At 55.8% G+C, this 18,275-nt stretch carries 14 protein-coding genes; 3 read left to right on the forward strand and 11 right to left on the reverse strand.

Going from position 1 to position 18,275, the window contains the following annotated elements:
- Positions 1–37: 37 nt before the first annotated feature.
- From LQK83_RS05965 to LQK83_RS05995, 7 genes are all read right to left on the reverse strand, one after another.
- On the reverse strand, positions 38–1,348 hold the full coding sequence (locus LQK83_RS05965) for a branched-chain amino acid ABC transporter permease (protein ID WP_230836461.1): 1,311 nt from the start codon (positions 1,346–1,348) through the stop codon (positions 38–40).
- On the reverse strand, positions 1,345–2,358 hold the full coding sequence (locus LQK83_RS05970) for a branched-chain amino acid ABC transporter permease (protein WP_230830258.1): 1,014 nt from the start codon (positions 2,356–2,358) through the stop codon (positions 1,345–1,347). Before LQK83_RS05970 ends, LQK83_RS05965 begins: the two co-directional genes overlap by 4 nt.
- Before the next feature lie 3 nt (positions 2,359–2,361).
- A complete protein-coding gene (locus LQK83_RS05975) occupies positions 2,362–3,066 on the reverse strand; it encodes an ABC transporter ATP-binding protein (RefSeq protein ID WP_230830257.1) in 705 nt (234 codons plus the stop codon).
- Positions 3,066–3,845, reverse strand: coding sequence for an ABC transporter ATP-binding protein (locus LQK83_RS05980; RefSeq protein WP_230830256.1), 780 nt, complete (start codon positions 3,843–3,845; stop codon positions 3,066–3,068). Before LQK83_RS05980 ends, LQK83_RS05975 begins: the two co-directional genes overlap by 1 nt.
- 64 nt (positions 3,846–3,909) lie before the next feature.
- Entirely contained in the window at positions 3,910–5,091 is a 1,182-nt protein-coding gene (locus tag LQK83_RS05985) for an ABC transporter substrate-binding protein (protein ID WP_230836462.1), read from the reverse strand.
- Between the two features lie 818 nt (positions 5,092–5,909).
- On the reverse strand, positions 5,910–7,184 hold the full coding sequence (locus LQK83_RS05990; protein WP_230836463.1) for an MFS transporter: 1,275 nt from the start codon (positions 7,182–7,184) through the stop codon (positions 5,910–5,912).
- Positions 7,185–7,268: 84 nt separating this feature from the next.
- Positions 7,269–8,582 (reverse strand): M20 metallopeptidase family protein, encoded by a 1,314-nt coding sequence (locus tag LQK83_RS05995; protein ID WP_230836464.1) that lies wholly within the window; start codon positions 8,580–8,582, stop codon positions 7,269–7,271.
- Between the two features lie 450 nt (positions 8,583–9,032).
- On the opposite strand from LQK83_RS05995, the gene LQK83_RS06000 reads away from it, so the two are divergent.
- The gene (locus tag LQK83_RS06000) at positions 9,033–9,776 is read left to right on the forward strand and encodes a TetR/AcrR family transcriptional regulator (protein ID WP_230830252.1); all 744 of its coding nucleotides are present in this window, start codon (positions 9,033–9,035) and stop codon (positions 9,774–9,776) included.
- Here the strand turns inward: LQK83_RS06000 and LQK83_RS06005 are convergent.
- The 3 genes from LQK83_RS06005 to LQK83_RS06015 are packed head-to-tail and all read right to left on the reverse strand — an operon-like array spanning position 9,748 to position 13,301.
- On the reverse strand, positions 9,748–10,584 hold the full coding sequence (locus LQK83_RS06005; protein ID WP_230836465.1) for a prephenate dehydrogenase/arogenate dehydrogenase family protein: 837 nt from the start codon (positions 10,582–10,584) through the stop codon (positions 9,748–9,750). The genes LQK83_RS06000 and LQK83_RS06005 overlap by 29 nt on opposite strands.
- The gene (locus LQK83_RS06010) at positions 10,581–11,948 is read right to left on the reverse strand and encodes an aminotransferase family protein (RefSeq protein ID WP_230836466.1); all 1,368 of its coding nucleotides are present in this window, start codon (positions 11,946–11,948) and stop codon (positions 10,581–10,583) included. Before LQK83_RS06010 ends, LQK83_RS06005 begins: the two co-directional genes overlap by 4 nt.
- An 18-nt stretch (positions 11,949–11,966) precedes the next feature.
- Positions 11,967–13,301, reverse strand: coding sequence for an aspartate aminotransferase family protein (locus tag LQK83_RS06015; protein ID WP_230836467.1), 1,335 nt, complete (start codon positions 13,299–13,301; stop codon positions 11,967–11,969).
- A 135-nt stretch (positions 13,302–13,436) separates the two neighbouring features.
- Between LQK83_RS06015 and LQK83_RS06020 the strand changes: the two genes are divergently transcribed.
- Both LQK83_RS06020 and LQK83_RS06025 read left to right on the forward strand, forming a co-directional pair.
- Positions 13,437–15,455 carry an acetoacetate--CoA ligase gene (locus LQK83_RS06020; RefSeq protein WP_230836468.1) on the forward strand — a complete coding sequence of 673 codons (2,019 nt, stop codon included), beginning with the start codon at positions 13,437–13,439 and terminating at the stop codon, positions 15,453–15,455.
- 218 nt (positions 15,456–15,673) lie between these two features.
- A complete protein-coding gene (locus LQK83_RS06025; RefSeq protein WP_230836469.1) occupies positions 15,674–15,949 on the forward strand; it encodes a hypothetical protein in 276 nt (91 codons plus the stop codon).
- A 348-nt stretch (positions 15,950–16,297) separates the two neighbouring features.
- On the opposite strand, the gene LQK83_RS06030 is transcribed toward LQK83_RS06025, so the two are convergent.
- Positions 16,298–18,220, reverse strand: a complete 1,923-nt coding sequence (locus LQK83_RS06030) for a HAMP domain-containing methyl-accepting chemotaxis protein (RefSeq protein WP_230836470.1) — start codon at positions 18,218–18,220, stop codon at positions 16,298–16,300.
- Positions 18,221–18,275 lie beyond the last annotated feature (55 nt).

Here is an 18,275-nt window from a genome sequence, read left to right on the forward strand (position 1 = left end):
AGTCGTAGTCGCATTTGACTGAAATCCTGGCTCATGATCAATGGCGTTCTGGGATTAGCCCTCCAGGCTTGAAGCGCAATGTCACCAGTAGAATTACACCCATGACGATGAGGCGCATCTGCGAAGCATTGGCGGTAAGTTGGTCCCGCATTGCGTTGCCTACGGGGAGCCATCCGATAGAGTGTTGAATGAGCCATGTTCCAATTGGGTCGGCTTCAATCCAGCATGTCCATATGATCAACGCTCCGAGGACCGCTCCCCAATTGTTGCCTGAACCGCCGACGATCACCATCACCCAGATTAGGAAGGTGAAACGCAAAGGCTGGTAGGTTCCAGGTGTAAACTGGCCGTCCAGAGTTACCAGCATAGCTCCGGCGAGACCTATAACTGCCGCGCCGATCACGAAGACGATCAGATGTAGGTTCTTGACATTTTTCCCCATCGCGCTTGCGGCAATTTCGTTGTCGCGAACCGCATAAATCATGCGACCCCAGGGAGAATGGAGCGCCTTTTCCGATAGCAAAAGCAGAAAGGCGAGCACGAGCATGAAGAGTGCTGAATAGCCCAGCTTAACGACAAGCGCAGCAGCATCGGGTGGCGATATCCCAAACTGGATCGCGAGCGATTGGAGCCAAGAGGTGCCTGCAAGGCCGAGTTCGTCGGGAAGCGGTCGCGGCAGGCCGACGACATTCTTGACGCCGCGGCTTAGCCAATCCTCGTTCTTGAGAACGGCGATGATGATCTCCGAGATTCCGAGGCTGGCGATCGCCAGATAGTCCCCGCGAAGTCCGAGTGCGATCTTGCCCACGAGCCACGCCGCCGCGGCTGCAAAAAGTGCACCGACCGGCCATGAGAGAAGAACAGGTAACCCAAGACCGCCAAGATAGCCTGTTGCCGATGGATCAATCGCTTCGATTAGGTTCTTGGCAGGACCGAAGTATCGCCCCAAAATGAGATACCCGAGCGCGAGAACAGCAATGACTGCTGCGACCCTTGTCGCTCTTGAAAGGGAGGTTAGTCTCCGAATTCCGACGACGGCTGCTACCGTGACAACGACAACGACAAAGGAGGCAATAATCCCGGGTCCGCCAGCGGCGATTGCCGCCGGCACGCCGGGCGCGGAAACCAGGACCACCGCCAGCCCGCCGAGAGCGGCGAACCCCATCACGCCGAGATTGGGGAGTCCCGCATAGCCCCATTGTATGTTGAGACCAAGGGACATAACGGCGGAGACGAGGCAAAGATTAACGATTGTAACCGCAACGGCGACGCTTTGGACGGCAGCGATGACGCAGAGAACTGCTGCCACGGCCGCAAAAAGCATGAAGTTCTTGCCGGAGATGCTCATGAAGACCTCGTGTTGAGAAAGCCAGAGGGTCGGACGATCAGAACCACAACGAGGATGACGAACGAGACGGCATATTTGTAGTCCGTGGAAATCAGTTGATAGAGACCATCCGGTAGCCAGTCCGCGGGGAGTACATAGCTGAAGAAGCGCTTGAACGAATAGGTCAAGGCGACCTCGGAAAATGCTACAATAAACCCACCGACTATAGCGCCGACCGGATTTCCGAAACCGCCAACAATTGCGGCGGCAAAGATCGGCAGAACAAGCTGCTGGTAGACGAATGGCCGGAAACTCTTGTCGAGCCCATAAAGAACGCCAGCCAAGGTCGCCAGCGTAGCAGCAACCACCCACGTGATTGTCACGACGCGTTGAGCGCTGATGCCCGACAAGCCGGCAAGATCTTCGTTGTCGGCAAACGCACGCATCGCCTTGCCCGTTTTTGTGTGGCGTAGAAACCAGAACAGAAGGCCGACACTGACGGCTGCGAGAGCGATTGTGATGATCTGCGTTGCTCTGATTGCAAGCCCTTCCTGCAATCCTGTCAGGTCCCGAAATTGCTTTGCCGAGATGACAAACCGCACGCCATCATCAAGGGTGCGATCATCGGTCCCGATGATGAAACGGACGAGCCCGCTCATAACCAGCATGACGCCGATCGAAACGATTAGAAGAACGATGGGATCCGAGCGTTTGATACGATAGTAGCGATAGACGAAACGGTCAGTCGCCAAAGACAGCAATACCGTCACTAAAACGCCCGCAGGTAGCGCGAGAAGCGCGGTCGCCAGCGGCTGTATCGTGAGCCCATGTGCCTGGAGCCACCACGTGACCAAAAGGGTGATCATGGTGCCGAAGGACATCAATTCGCCATGCGCGAAGTTAGAAAATCTCAGCACACTAAAGATCAGACTGACCCCAAGGGCTCCCAGTGCAAGCTGGCAGCCATACGTGGTTGCCGGGACGACCACATAGTTGAGTAATAGGACGAAGGCATTTGCGTAATCCTGCACGTCTCAGCCTCCCAAGAATGTCATACGCACTTCATCGTTGGCGAGAAGCGCTGAACCGGTATCTGTGAATTTGTTCTCCCCCTGGACGAGGACATAGCCGACGTCGGCGATCTCAAGAGCAGGTTTCGCATTTTGTTCGACCATAAGGACCGCGATGCCGGTGCGGGCAACCTCGATGATCCGATCGAAAAGTTCATCCATGACGATGGGAGATACGCCTGCTGTAGGCTCGTCAAGCATCAGAACTTTTGGTCGGGTCATCATGGCGCGGCCAACCGCGACCTGCTGACGTTGTCCTCCTGACAACTCCCCGGCGAGTTGGCGTCGCTTTGGTTGGAGGGCAGGGAACAGCTCCAGCACCTCCTCGATGGTTCCCCGAATATCGTCCTTACGGAGGTACCCTCCCATCTCCAGGTTTTCGAGCACAGTCATCGACGGAAAGACGTTCAGGACCTGGGGAACGAAGCTCATTCCTTTCTCAACGCGACGTTGGGGAGTTAGCGCCGTGATGTCTTCGCCATCGAGCTGAACCGAACCAGACCGAACCGGCAGCATTCCGAACAACGCTTTCATGGCAGTTGATTTTCCCGCACCATTCGGGCCGACGATCACAGTGACCTGACCTTTTTCGGCGCTGATCGAGCAGGATCGCAAGATATCGATTGCACCGTATCCACCCGTCATTTCAGTTCCCGCGAGGAAAGCCATCACTTAACCTGCCTTTTCTGTTTCGGGCCGTGACCAAGATAAGCTTCGATGACGTCTTGATTGGATTTGACCTCAGCAACGGTACCTTCTGCCATCACGGCACCACCTGCCATCACAATGACGGGATCGCAGAGCTGGGCAATGAAATCCATGTCATGTTCGACAAGGCAGAACGTGTAGCCGCGCTCCTTATTCAGCCGAATAATGGCATCGCCGATTTCATAGAGCAGCGTCCTGTTCACGCCTGCACCGACTTCATCCAGAAACACGATCTTCGGCTCCGCCATCATCGTGCGGCCCAATTCGAGAAGCTTTTTCTGTCCGCCTGAGATGTTACCCGCCGGAAGGTGAGCAATGTGGTCAAGCTTGAGGAACTCGAGAACTTCATCGGCTTTTTGCCGAATTTCATGGTCGAACTGCCGCACCAGCCCAGGACGCAGCCAAACATTGAAGAGACGCTCGCCCGGATGCCGAGGAGCAACGACCATCAAATTCTCTCGAACCGTCAGTGTCGAGAATTCGTGCGCGATTTGAAATGTGCGAAGCAGTCCGCGAGCAAACAGCTCATGCGGCGGCATGCCGGTAATATCGGCCCCGTCGAGCAGCACGCGGCCTGATGTTGGCTGATAGCGGCCAGCAATAAGGTTAAAGAGCGTGGATTTGCCAGCGCCATTCGGCCCGATAAGTCCCGTTATCTTACCAGACTGAATCGTAAGCGATACGTCGTTCACGGCGACGAGGCCGCCGAAGCGCTTACACAGTCTCTCAACTGTGATCATCTTTGGTCACTCTCGTAAATGGGACGGTCCGCCCTTGGAAAGACGAACCGTCAGCCTGAAGGAATTAGCGATAACCGACTGTAGTCAGTGCGCCGTCCTTGACGAGAATTTCCCGGAAATTGCCTGCGCTTTCGCCAGGCGGCACGAGCTTGACATTGGTTGCACCAACGTAGTCGATCTTTCCGCCTTCAGCGAGGATCTTCAATCCCTTCGCCAGCTCCCCGGGAAGGATCTGTTCGCCCGGGCCGTTTGCAACTTCCATTATTTTGTTCTTGAAAACACTGCCTTCGCTGGACTTCGATGCCTGCATCGCCAGGAGGGTGAGAGCCGCCGCGTCGTAGGATTCTGCAGAGTAGGGGCCAACCTTGAAGCCGGCCTTGGTCACCATGGCCTTGAAGATTTCCGCGCCGTTTGAGTTCGAGCCCGGGATATCACCGAACGAACCGTTCAGGTCCTTACCGATCGCCTTCACGAGGCTGTCACCGATCATGCCATCCGGCAGAACAAACTTCTCGAACGCACCGGCATCCAGTGATGCGCGAACGATTCCCTTGCCACCTTGGTCAAGATATCCTGCCACGACGAGAACGTCGCCACCGGCTGAAGCGAGAGAAGCTACTTCGGCACTGTAGTCGGCCTTTCCGTCCTCATGAGAGGCAACGATTGTAACTTTGCCGCCAAGTTTTTCAAAATTGGTCTTGATGCTGTCGGAAAGACCCTTGCCGTAATCGTTGTTGGTGTAGGTGATCGCGGCAGTCTTTACTCCGTGATCCTTCATAATTGCCGCAAGAATTTCGCCCTGCCGCGCGTCGGAGGATGCAGTTCGGTAGAAGAAGCCGTTACTCTTCAGAGTGGACAGAGCAGGCGACGTTGCGGATGGTGAAACCATGACAACGCCCTTCGGCAAAGCAACGTTGGTCAGGACCGCGGCCGATGCTCCCGAACACGTGTCGCCAATGATTGCGCTGACCTTATCTGACGAAACGAGCCGCTCCGCTGCGGCTGTTGCTGCGCCAGCGTCCACGCACGTGGAGTCCGCGCGGATCGTCGTGATCTTACTCCCGTTGAGGAATAGCCCGCTGTCGTTGACTTCTTTGATCGCGAGTTCAGCGCCGGCCGCCATGTCCGGCGCGACCGACTCGAGCGGACCTGTGAAGCCGAGAAGAAGGCCAAGTTTGACGTCCTGCGCCGAAGCTGGAACGGTCAGAGCCGTAGACATGGCGAGGCAGATTAGCATGCGTTTCATAGAGGTTCCCCTTAGTTTTATAACGCCGTACAATAACGTTGTACAATGAATGTAGGGGGCTGGCAAGAGGCCGCTTTAAAAGCGGTTTCGTTTAGTGACTCTGGAGTGCTAGACACCAACCGACCGGTCTCATCTGCAGGCAGCTTTATGCAAAGCTAAGCGCCGCATATCTGCAGCTGCCTGACCTGCATGTCGGTTGGTCAACCGTGTGTTGGTAGGGTGCTTCGACGACCTCTTGCCTGACCTGGTCACCCAAGACCCCAAGTCCAATCAGCGGACCATGATTTGTGCACAGTGGGTACACCTGCAAATCGCCATGGCGCATTTCCGGAGGACCCGAGAAGCCTTTGATGGTCCGCCACTAAGCTAGTAGATGGCCATGTCGATTCCATTGCTGACATTGCCTCTTGTGACCGCCCGATGGCGGCGTGGTCTAGCCGGGGCACCGAGTTGGGACCGGACATTGGGAGCACGTGGGCGTCACACAACATGTTCGTGAGCTGCTCGCCGGGGCAGATGGCCGGACCGCGACTTTCAGTCTCTGGTGTCAGAGGGGGAATGCCTACTGTTTCCTGTTGAATTTACGGCTCTCTAATCACTCTATCTTTCCGCCCCTTGGAGAGCGGAAAGATAGCAGTTGTGCCGTGCGTAGGCGACCACGGTGAACGATCAGATGACCGTGGTTTGTCATGAAGTTCATCATACCCGCTTCAACGCGGAGGATAACTGTGATCAACTTGTGGTGCAGATAGCACCTTGCTCCTTTGCGGCCCGTCTCTCCCCGATTGCTCGGCCGCAATTATTTTCATATCGCCCGATTACAAATATCGTTCCGAATAACGAAGGGCTATTAGGCTGAGGAGAGCGGCAGCGGCGACATAGAAGCCGGGAGCAAGTAGCGATCCTGTCGTGCTTAACAACCATGCGATAATAAACGGGGCGAAACCACCAAAGATTGCTACACCGAACGAATATCCAACAGACAAACCGGTGCCTCGAATCCGGGCTGGGAAGATTTCTGCCATCAGTGAAGACAAAGGCCCGAAGTACGCCGACACTCCGACCGCTAGAACGATCTGAACCAAGTAAAGCGTGACCGTTGTGGGATACGCTGCAAGCAAGGTGTAGAGAGGCAGTACCGCAACAAGAATGCTGCCGGCTGCGATGGTCATGATGCGTGTTCTGCGCATACGATCAGAGAGCATCCCGAACAGCGGCGATAGAAAAAATTGCAGCACGCCGAGAATTAAGGACGCAGTGAACCCGGCAGTTGCGGGAAGTTTGAGCTGTCTGATCGCGAATGTCGGTGTGAACAAGCTGGCATAGGATATCGTTGTCCCAAGGACGATCAGTCCAATAGCAGTGATTATTCGTCCCCGATGGGTAACAAGCGTCTCAAGGATCGGGCTCGGCGATGCTTTTTCGGTCTGGAATTCTTCACCTTCTTCCAGCTCCCTCCGGATATAGATGGCAATTGGACCGACGAGAAGCCCGAAGAAAAACGGAATGCGCCATCCCCAGTTCATCAACTGTTCGGGCGTCAAGAGTGCGTTGAGCGCAACGCCGAAACCAGACGCAAGTACTGTCGTGATACCTTGGCTTGCTGACTGCCAGCTGGCATAGAATCCACGTCGATCTGGATCCTGTTCAGACAAAAGCGCTGTCGCACTCCCGAATTCGCCGCCGGCGGAAAATCCCTGAATGAGTCGCGCAATGAGCACGAGAAGCGGGGCTGCGAGCCCGATCGTGCCATAGGATGGACTGATCGCGATAATCAGCGTCCCGAGTGTCATGAGGGTGATTGAGAGCGTGAGAGCTTTTTTTCTCCCAGCCCGATCAGCATATGCACCGAGGACGATCGCGCCAAGCGGCCTCATGAAAAAAGAGACGCCGAATGTGCCGAGCGTGAGGAGAAGCGAAACAGTGCTGTCCCCATCAGGAAAGAACAGCCGCGAGATTGTCACGGCCATGAAGCCATAGATAACAATGTCAAACCATTCTAAGGCGTTGCCGATGGAGACAGCTATGATCGTTTTAGCCGGGCTTGCCGCTTTGCTGACAATGCCGTCCCGTTTCGTTTGTGTTATTGTCATGTTCCCCTTCTCCTTTTTTGAGATGTTTTGAACTTTCAACCGACGCGCCGCCTCTAACTGGCACCGAGATCTGCGGTGCCGTGGCTATTCTTTGCGACAAGGTAGATTTTCTAAGGCGTCTAGACTCAGTTGGACGAACGCGCGGACTCCAACCACCAAAGCGGACTCATTTACAAAGAAGGTTGACGTGTGGTGGTCCCCCGAGATCACGTTCTGACCAGGCTCCGGAGGGACATCGATGGTGAAGAACAGCGACGGTACGTGGTGCGAGAATTGCGAGAAGTCGTCGAGAGCAAACGGAGGCGCAACAATCACCTTTCCGCCTGCATTCACCGCACGCCCGAAACTGGCAGCCGCAATTGAACAAAGTTCCACATCATTGATTAGCTGAGGGTCGTAATGGCCCCAAACAACCCGGCCGATGGCTCCCCCGGACCCAGCAATTCCCTCCACTGTCGCGCTCAGCAGACGTTCCATTTCGGGTAGGCTATCAGCCTGGGTGACGCGCAGGGCTCCCTCCATGACCGCGAAATCTGGAATGACGTTGAACTTATCACCGCCGCGGAAACTCCCAATCGAAAGTGTCGCCTGGTTTTGATATACGTCGGTCCTTCTGCTTATGATCGTCTGAAGGCCGAGCAGAATCTGTGCGCCGATCACAAGAGGATCAACAGTGCGCCAGGGCATGGACGCGTGCCCCCCCTTTCCCTCGATGATGATCTTGAACTGACGCATTGCGTAGCCGCCGGCACCGACGTGATAATGGATGTCCCCTGCGGTTCCCGGGGGGCGTCCACCGACGACATGAATTCCGAACATTGCATCCGGTTTCGGGTTGCTTAATGCCCCTTCCGCAATCATCAACTTCGCGCCGTGCGGTCCCTGCCAACCGGGCGGGGGGCCTTCTTCCGCAGGCTGGAATATGAATAGAATGGTGCCTTTTATATCCTCTCGGAGGCAGCCAAGTACTTCAGCAGCTCCCATTAGCATGGCGGTATGGGCATCGTGTCCACAAGCGTGCATGACGGGCACATCGATATCACCCCATGACGCGGTCACGGTTGAAGCGAACGGCAGTCCGGTTTCTTCAAGAATTGGTAGGGCGTCCAGGTCCGCTCGAAGCGCAATAACGGGACCGGCCTTCGATCCGCGTAGAACCCCGATGACGCCGGTTCCACCGCCCAAGCCTGTGCGAACCTCATCAAGCCCGATCGAGCGCAAATGCTCGGCGACCATAGCGCTGGTTTGATGCTCCTGGCATGCCAGTTCAGGATTTGCGTGTATTTCGCGACGCCATTGAATGACCTTCGGCGCGATGCGGTCCGCCAGGCCATTAGCGCGAGCCGCCAAATCGGCTTCTGAGGGCGAAGTTATGGAGGGACCGCGACTTTCAGGCATCAACAACTCCTTTAACAGCTTGTCAGCTTTCAGAAGCTAGCTCATGTTTTACCGATGTACAATAACAGCGTACAATAAATGGTAGCGAATTTCATGGGGGCGTGGATCTTTGCCGGTTTCGCGGATTAACCTCTCGTCCTTTCAGCTTGTCCTGCGCAACGGCCGCCTGATTGTGCCACAGGAGCAGTGGCGGTTTGGACGTTAAACGCCAGGGCGAGGGTGGTCCCGTAACTCAACCCATTTTGCTATTCCTGCCGCTTCCGACGCGGGCTCCTAACGCTGTACAATAAAGCTTGTATCCATCCTCCTTCCTTGGGATACTTGAGCTAGGGACTCGCTGCACTTCGGCTGACACACAATGATGGAACCATCGCCGGCCAATGTACCGGCCTTGGCTGCCTAGTTCGCCACGCAGTTGCGCGGCGGGATTAAGAAATTGGAGTACTGAATATGAATCAGGCTGTCGTAGGTCGCCAACGGCGCGCGCCGCGCAAACTGAAGCCGGAGGCGGATCAACAAGGCCTTACCAGAGAGGCAATAGTCGCGGCGGCATTGAAGCTTATCGACGGGTCAGAACTTGAAAACTTCAGCATGCGAAATCTTGCGAAGGAGCTTGGCGTTTATCCGACTGCCATCTATTGGCACATCCCAAGCCGGAACGCGGTTATCGCCGAAGTGATCTCTGAAGTCCTGCGAGATATTGCTCCCCCTCTTGGACCAGACTGGAAGCGGTGGTTGAAAGCCCTGTTCCATAACTATCGCGAAGCTGTTCGCAAGCATCCCAACGTGGCACCGCTAATCGGGGTGCAACTTATATCCAATTCGAGTGTCGACCTCGATATGATTGAACGCATTCTGACTGTGCTGACGCAGGCAGGTTGCCCCGCGGAGCGGTTGGATGCAGCATACAATGCCGTGATCGGGACAATGGTGGGGTTCACGACACAGGAATTTGCAATGGTTCCGAAAGAAGAAGCCACCGAGTGGGCTGTCGGAATGCAAAAGGTTGTCGCATCCGTCAATGAAGAAACTCACCCCCTGCTAGCGCGGAACATCGAACGTCTTGCCAATCGAAGCTTTGTATTACGGTGGCAGAACGGCGCTGCGGCCCCGTTGGATCGCGGTTTCAATCTCTTTATCGATTCCTTCGTTGCCGGTCTTGAGGTCATTCTGAGCAGGAAGGTTGAAGATTAGTTCTTTTTGGTGCCTTGGATTGCAGTAGCTCCTCTTCACTGTCGCCGCAAAAACGGCCTCCAACATTTCTCGACGTGTCTAGGAAACGGCGAATGACGGCCTTGACATACGGGTTTTCAGCGCAGATCGCGTGAAACAGCTCGTCGGAGTCACGGCAAAGGAGCTCGGTCATCGCTTTTAGATGATCGAAAGCCGTTGTGGTCATTGATGCAGGAGACAAAGGCATGGAGAGCAGAATCCGCGAGATCAGATGGGTCAGTCCTTGCACCTGGGCCATTTGCCGATCGTGATTTTCCGCAGTCGTGATTTCCACTCTGAGTTTGAGCTGCGCTCGAAGGAATGCCGCGACGATCCGGTAAGCCGTACCACGGATCGGTACGATTGCAATTGGCAAACCCTCGATCCCATTCTTGCCGCTCTGAGGCCCAAAGAGGGGATGTGTACCAACGACCTGGACATGGCTCGGCAACCCTTTCAGAATTGCCGCCGGTCCGCATTTGACCGAGCAAACGTCAAGCACCACGCTACCCGCTCGCAGATATGGCCGAATATTCTGGACAACGTTTGCTAGCTCTTTCACAGGCATAGATAGCACTACAAAGTCACAACTTGCTGCTTCAGGTAAGCTGGCAGAGCAAATGCTATAACGGGCCTCAAGCGGCTGAAGGTCCGCGAACGGATCGAAACCGACGACGCGAAAGTGCGCGCTTAGATGCTTGACGGCGAACATGCCGAAGGCACCCACGCCGATCATCCCGATGGACGGTCGGCGCGGCTTTTCAAGAGAGGCATTTACGGAAGAGGTCATGCCGTGCCAGTTTTTTCGGCTTTAAACGCCGCGAATGTTTCTTCCAGGAGACCGACAATCTCATTGATCTGACCCGGGTTAACGGTGAGAGGGGGAGAGATCATGAGCCATTCACCATAGCGTCCATTGGCGGTTCGGCGGGTGTATAGAAGGATACCTCGTTCGATCCCAAGCTGTACCAGACGGCCCACCGAAGGTTCTCCAGCCGCGAACACAGACTTTCGCTCCTTATCCGAAACGACTTCGATGGCGGTCAGCAACCCTTTGCCTCTGACGTCGCCGATGAAATCGCAACGGTTCATGAGGGAAGTCAATTCCGACTTTAGAAGTTCACCCATCTCTGCGGCATTGCTCATCAGATTTCCCTCGACAAGTTCCATCAATGCAGCGTGGCCAATCGCGCACGATAGCGGGTTTGCCGAATAGGTATGACCGTGAACGAAACCGCCCGCGTTGCGAAGCACATCCGTCATTGCGGCGCTCACCATAATGACGCCGAGGGGCGTATATCCGGCGGAAACTCCCTTTGCGAGCGTGCAGATGTCGGGCTTGGCGGCCGGCCAATGTTCCGCGGAGAGGAACTTCCCTGTCCGACCTGCGCCACTCATAACTTCATCGTAGATGAGTAGCACGCCATGACGCGTGCAGATATCGCGGACACGTTTGTAATACACGTCGTGAGCAACCAAAGCGCCCGTCGAGAGGCCACCGACCGGTTCCATCAGAAACGCGAGAACGCTCTCTGATCCTTCAGCAATGATAGCGTCTTCAAGGGCCTTGGCCGCTGCCTCGGACGCACTCTCAACAGTTTGTCCATCTTCGAGCCGGTAGGTAAAGGGGGCCGGAACTTTAGGCATGATGCGTGTGACGTCGCCGTACAAGCTTTCGGTCTCAGGGTCACCTGTTACCGACACGGCCCCCAACGATGCTCCGTGATAGCTCGGCATTCTCGATAGGACCTTCCATCGGCTCTCTTGGCCGGTCACAACCGCGTACTGCCTCGCGAACTTTAGGGCCCCTTCAGTCGCCTCCGAACCGCCCGAAACAATGAAGGCGCGTTCAAAGCCCGGCCCGCAGAGCTTAGCCAAAAGATCTGCCAACTGGATGTTAGGCTCGTTCTCGAAAAGGTTCCGGCTCGCGAACGATACCTTGGACATTTGCTCAATCCCGGCCTCGATAACGCGGCGGTTTCCATGTCCGAGGTTGCAGCAGATCGGGCCCGACGAGGCGTCGACGTAGCGTTTTCCATTGGCATCCCACATATAGAGCCCTTCGGCGCGTGAGATGGTCGGAAGTCGCTTGCCGCCTACAGGCGTGTAAAAGATCTGAATCGGTCCGCCCACAGATGGAAAGCTATCTTTCATTTTGATGTTCCTTTTTTCTTAGACCAGCAACTTCTTGCGACGATCGATGAAACGTTTGACCGCAGCCATCAGGCGTCCGGCTTCCACGTTGCCAATGGGGAGTGACAAGGCGATCAAGCCTCTGCGCGCCAGATAAATTCCTTCTTCCAGCATGTCGAAGAAGAACAACCGCTTAAGGTTCTCGTCCTGACCAACAAGATCATCTGCGTTCCGAACAGTCACTGAGATTGCGTGAACGTTCATGAGCGAGCCGACGCCTGTGACGTTCATCGGGAAGGAGGCAGCGCAAAAGGCGGCGTTTAGTTCGTTCCGCAGCGTGTCGCCGCGCTCGTTGAGCGCTGTGAGGGCCTGCTGGGAAAGCCTGCCCCGGAGGCCAGCCAATCCCGCTGCCATCGTCAAGGTATTGTTGTTGAAGGTTCCGGGGTGGGACAGCGCGCCACTTCGGCTCGGATCGAAGCGCCCCATTATATCTGCACGTCCACCGAAGGCACCAAACGAAAGGCCACCTCCAAAATACTTCCCAATGACTGTAAGGTCCGGCTTTATGCCGAGCGACGACTGTCTTCCGCCGAAAGCGAGCCTCGACGTCATCACTTCATCAAAAATAAGAAGAGCGCCAACTTCTTCCGTAAGCCTGCGTAGGGTCCATAGGAATTCTGGATCCCCTGGAACGCATCCGCCGGCACCAAGCATGGGCTCGACGAGGACGGCAGCCAAATCCGCCTGATGTTTGCGGATCAGTTCGATGGAAGCTTCTCCATCATTGTAACAGCTTATGATGAAGTCGTGCGGCACGTTGATCGGAGACGATGCGCCACCCGTGAAACTGAGTACGCTTCCATGATAGGCTCCATCAAAAACCAAGATCTTGGAACGGCCCGTTACGAGCTTCGACAGCGCGATCGCCATAAGATTGGCTTCCGTGCCAGAGTTTGTGAAGCGGACAAGTTCAATCGACGGAATCCGGTTACAGATTTCGAAAGCGAGCTCGGCTTCGAGCCTATTGTGGCCAGATAGATTCAGGCCGTCATTCAGTGCTCTTCGGATCGCGTCGAGAATGAGATCGTCGGAATGTCCATAAATGCCGGCGGTGTATTCCGCGAGAAAATCGTCGTAGCGGTGTCCGTCGATATCCCACAGAGTTGCTTTATCTCCCCGCTCCATTGCAAGCGGGAAGGGTGCGTAGAAAAGAACGCTCCGGGTGTTGCCCCCCGGCATCACGTTGCTTGCCTTTGAAAACTGGGCAGCGCTGGCGGGGTTACGGCGTGCAAAGGCCTGGACCGCCTCTTCCACTGCCAGAGCCAACGGACTGTTTTCCATCTGCCCCAATTTCGTACTCCGTGTCTTCTTCACCACAATTTCCTTGAACGACGTACAGGATTTATTGTACGCTGTCTAGGTGAGGTGATTGAGAAGGCTATTTTTCTATCGATCCAAGTGGATCAGCCGTTTCGCCGCACTGCTTTTAAACAGGGAGGACAAGCTCACATGACTGAACAGGGAGAGCTTCTTTGGACAGGTTCAAATGATTACATTGCCGGTTCAAATATCTCGAAATTCTTGGATTGGCTGAATGCTGAGCGCCAACTTGAATTCGCGACCTATGAGGAACTCTGGTCGTGGTCGGCTACGGAGATCGAAGCGTTTTGGCAGATCATTTGGGATTATTTCGAAATACACTCGATCACGCCGACAAGCTCTGTACTTGAGAAACGGGTCATGCCGGGGGCCAAATGGTTTCCTGGCGCACGGGTAAATTACACTGAGCACGTCTTGCGCTGTGCCGAAGATGGAGACCCTGACCGGCCCTTCCTGCTGCACAAATCCGAACTACGCCCCCTGCAAGCCATGAGTTGGGCCGAGGTCGTTCGCGATGTGCATGAAATCGCGACGAAGTTGCGTGGTCTCGGTGTGAAACCCGGGGATCGGGTGGCAGCCTACATGCCAAATATCCCAGAAACAGTGCTAGCGATGCTGGCGACGGCAGCTATTGGAGCCGTTTGGTCAACTGCTGCGCCAGAATTCGGTGCTAGCACAGTCATCGACCGATTTACCCAAACCGGTCCAAAGATACTTTTCGTCGCAGACGGCTATCGCTATGGAGGCAAGGATTTCGGCCGGACCGAGCAGATTAAATCCATTGTCAGCGCCTTGGAGAGTGTCGAAACAGTGATCTGGTTGGACTATCTTGAGATAACGGAGGCTCTGCCAGACTTTGGGCGAGCGATTATGCGCTGGCCGTCGCTGGTTGAGAAACAGCCGTCTTCACCCGAGGGCTTTCGCTATGAGTATGTCTCGGGCGATCATCCGCTCTGGATATTGTTCTCCTCCGGCACCACAGGACTCCCGAAACCGATCGTACATGGCCACCTCGGCATTCTGCTTGAGCATTACAAATCCGCAGCGTTCCATCTGGATTTGAAGCCCGGCGGCGTGATGTGCTTCTATACAACCACGGGCTGGATGATGTGGAACACGCTCATGTGGGCTCCGTTGATGAACGGAACCGCCGTCCTTTACGACGGACACCCCGCATTTCCCGACGCAGGGATGCTTTGGGAATTGGCTGCCGAAACGGGCGCGCAATCGCTAGGCACAAGTCCCACCTCTGTCCAACTCATGGCCTCCCAGAATATCTCTCCCAAGACAAAAGCTGACTTCAGTCGATTGGAAAACATTTTCCTTGTTGGGTCACCGGCGACACCTGAAACCTTTGCTTGGCTGTACAGTAACGTAAAGCCGGATCTCTGGGTCACATCACAATCCGGAGGGACTGAGTTTTGTTCGGGGCTGGTTGCCGGCGTGCCTGTCTTGCCCGTCTACGCTGGCGAAATCCAGGCGCGCGCACTCGGCGTTGATTTGCATTCCTATGACGAAAACGGCGCGTTGTTGGTAGGAGTGCCCGGTGAACTTGTGATCAGAAAGCCGATGCCATCCATGCCGCTTTTCTTGTGGGGCGACGAGAATTTCGAACGCTATTGTGCCTCCTATTTTGAGACTTATCCGGGCGTCTGGTGCCATGGTGACCGCATTACCGTCACGGAGCGGGGAAGCTGCATCGTTCATGGACGATCGGACGCGACACTTAACCGGTTCGGTGTCCGCATTGGCTCAGCTGAGGTCTATCGGACGCTTGAGCAGATCGAAGGCGTTGCAGATAGCCTCGTGGTTTGCATTGAAGAGGAAAACGGCGGCTACTTCATGCCATTATTTGTCAAACTCGATGGCAAGCAGGAGCTTGATGACAAGCTGATCTCGCAGATCAAACGCCGGTTGCAAAAGGAGAGAAGTCCTCGCCATGTTCCGGATGTCGTCATCGAAACACCGGATATCCCTTACACGCTTACGGGCAAGAAAATGGAAATCCCGGTACGCAAGCTATTGATGGGGCATCCGGCGGCTACCTCCGTCAATCTTGGCTCAATGCGCAATCCCGAGGCTATCGACTGGTATGCACGTTTTGCAGAGTCACGCCGCGAACCGAAGGATAAGGAGCGGCAGGCTTGATCGACATTCAGAGCTTATCGCTATAGATCGATGTTGGAATATTGCTCGGCAACGCTGACGATTTGGTGACCTCGTGATCATGTGCGGTGCGGGCTTCTGAACCGCCCGCACTTTCGAAATTCAAGCGGCTTGACGAACATGTCTTCGTTGGGGAGTGACGCCCGGCGAATGCGGAAATTATTTCCGCTTTCATCGTCGTCTCGTTTGTCGGGGCCGCCTTGGTTTTTCTCGAACGAAGAAATCTCTCAACGCCGCGCATCGCGGCAGCAGTAATGGATGTGGTGTCACGCGCTGAACTCTTGCTTGCAAGCACCGACGGTTATTTTGGAATGAGCATCGAAACGCTCTTCCGAGGATACGCAAAGTTCAGAAAGAGGGACGAACTCCTCATCCGCCGGGCGATCACCGAAAGCCGCGTTGGCGTCGAATTTGAGGAGGACGAGAAAATTATTTCCGCGAACGGCAATGCGCGTTTCCTACGTCGATCGGCCTGACTTTTACTGACAGAAACTGACAGAAACAAACTGTAAACACTGCGACGAGAATCGATGCAGATTCGGAAAAGAATAATAAAAACAATGTTCAGATTTTCCAGCTTCCCGCCGCCGCCACTTTCTATACACGTTCGGGACGTGGGGGTCGAGTGTTCGAATCACTCCACTCCGACCAGCTTATTCCCTTCAAAATCAATGCGTTGAAATTTAACCCCTCAGGGGAATGAAGTCGCTGTTGCGTTTGGCGGAAACGCCGTGGGGGCTGCCTTTCCCGTCCGCGATTTCAAGAAGATGGCCTGCGGACCGCCATTGAGAAGGCCCGCATCAGGCTCCGACTCTTGAAAGCGATCAGAACTCCGACCATTCCTCCTGTTTGCGCGCGGTTGCCGAACCTCCAAAGGCCGAAGCGATCCGGCGGCCGAGGGCGCGCGCGGGCGAGGGGGCGGGAGCAGTTGCAGCGCCTGCCGACTGTATCGCAGACCGGGCGTCCTGCCCGAGCCTGAACTGCGCCAGAAGCGCGTTGAGCGACGTGACCTGCTCGGCAAGCCCATGGCTTGCCGCCGTCGATTGCTCGACCATGGCCGCATTTTGCTGCGTCCCCTGATCCATCTGGTTCACGGCGACATTGATCTCCGCAAGCCCTGTGGATTGTTCGCGCGCCGACGTTACGATCGCGCCGACATTCCGGTTGATCTGCTGTACCTGCGTCACAATTTCGTTGAGAGCCGCACCGGTCTTGCTCACCAGATCGACGCCGGTGCGCACATGGTCGCCCGATGCGCTGATCAGTGACTTGATCTCCTTTGCGGCCTTGGCGGAACGTTGTGCGAGCTCTCGTACCTCCATGGCAACAACCGCGAAACCCTTGCCCGCCTCGCCTGCGCGCGCGGCCTCGACGCCGGCATTCAGCGCCAGAAGGTTGGTCTGGAAGGCGATCTCGTCAATGACCCCGATGATGTTGGCGATCTCCCCCGAAGAGCGGTCGATCTGTGACATGGCATCGATGGCGCGGCTGACGATCTCGCCGGACCGTTCCGCGCTGTCGCGTGCCTGCGCGACCAGCTGCCCGGCCTCTTCAGCGCGGTGCGAAGAATCCTTGACGGCCGTCGTGACCTCTTCGAGCGCAGCCGCGGTTTCTTCCACGGAAGCGGCCTGCTGTTCTGTCCGCTTGGAAAGATCGTTGGCGGCGGAGAGGATTTCGCGGGCGCCGGCATCGATGTTGCGCGCATTGTCCCCGACCTCGCGCAGCGCCTTCTGCAGCTTGGAGGAGGAGGCGTTGAAGTTCTCCCGCAGTTTGTCGAGATGCGCGGCAAATGTCCGCTCGAGACGCATTTCCAGATTGCCGTCCGAAAGCGCCTCGAGCCCGTGCGCAAGCTCGTCGACGGCAAACTGCACCTCTGCCGCCTCGCGGGCCTTCTGTTCTTCACGCGCCCTGCGCTCCTTTTCGGAGACGGAGCGGCCTTCTTCCGCCGCCCGCTCCAGATTGGCGCGTTCGATGGCGTTTTGTCTGAAGACTTCAACCGCCGCCGCCATCTCGCCGATCTCGTCACGGCGTTCTGCAAAGGGGATCGGCGATGTGTTGTCGCCGCCGGCAAGCCGCGACATCGAACCGGTAATGTGGGTGATCGGGCGTGCGACGCGGACCATGGCGATATAGGCCGCGAGCATTCCGAGGAGAATGCTGAGCGTGGCAAGTCCGATAGTCGAAAGCTCCGTCATCGTGACGAGTTGATTGGCCTTCTCGATGGAATTTTCGGTGATTTCGCCATTGAATTTGATCAGGGCAATCATGTCCGCGTCGGCAATGAGCGCCACATCGCGCATCTTGCCGTTATAGAGATCCGCCGCCTCTTCATCCTTGCCTTCCTTGGCCAGTGCCAGGACCTTGTCGCCGAGAGTGCGGAATTCGGCGATGTGGCCGTTCAGCGTGTTGAATAGCTCACGTGTCTTCGGCAGGGTGATGAACTTCTCATAGGTCGCAAACGCCGCATTGCGTGTCTCGCTCGCCTTCATCAGCACCGCTGTCGCGCTATTCAACTCCGCCTCTTGGCGAGCACCGAGAATGAGTGCATAGCCGCGCTGCGCGTCCATATGCGCCAGCCGCATTTCGCCCAGCGCGATGGCACGCGGCAGGCGGTTCTTGCCGATTTCCATGACCTGCTTGCCGACCTCGGCGACTTCGATCCCCGTGATCGTACTTTGCACGATTCCAATGCCGACCAGAAGTGAGATCAGCAATGGTAATATGACCTTAATTTTCAGCCCGCCCATAAAATCCCCCAAAGTTCAAAATGCCAGGACGCAAGATCAGCCGTCCCATATGATG

The organism is Rhizobium sp. C1 (assembly GCF_021026335.1).
In the GTDB taxonomy this organism is placed as follows: Bacteria; Pseudomonadota; Alphaproteobacteria; order Rhizobiales; family Rhizobiaceae; genus Ensifer_A.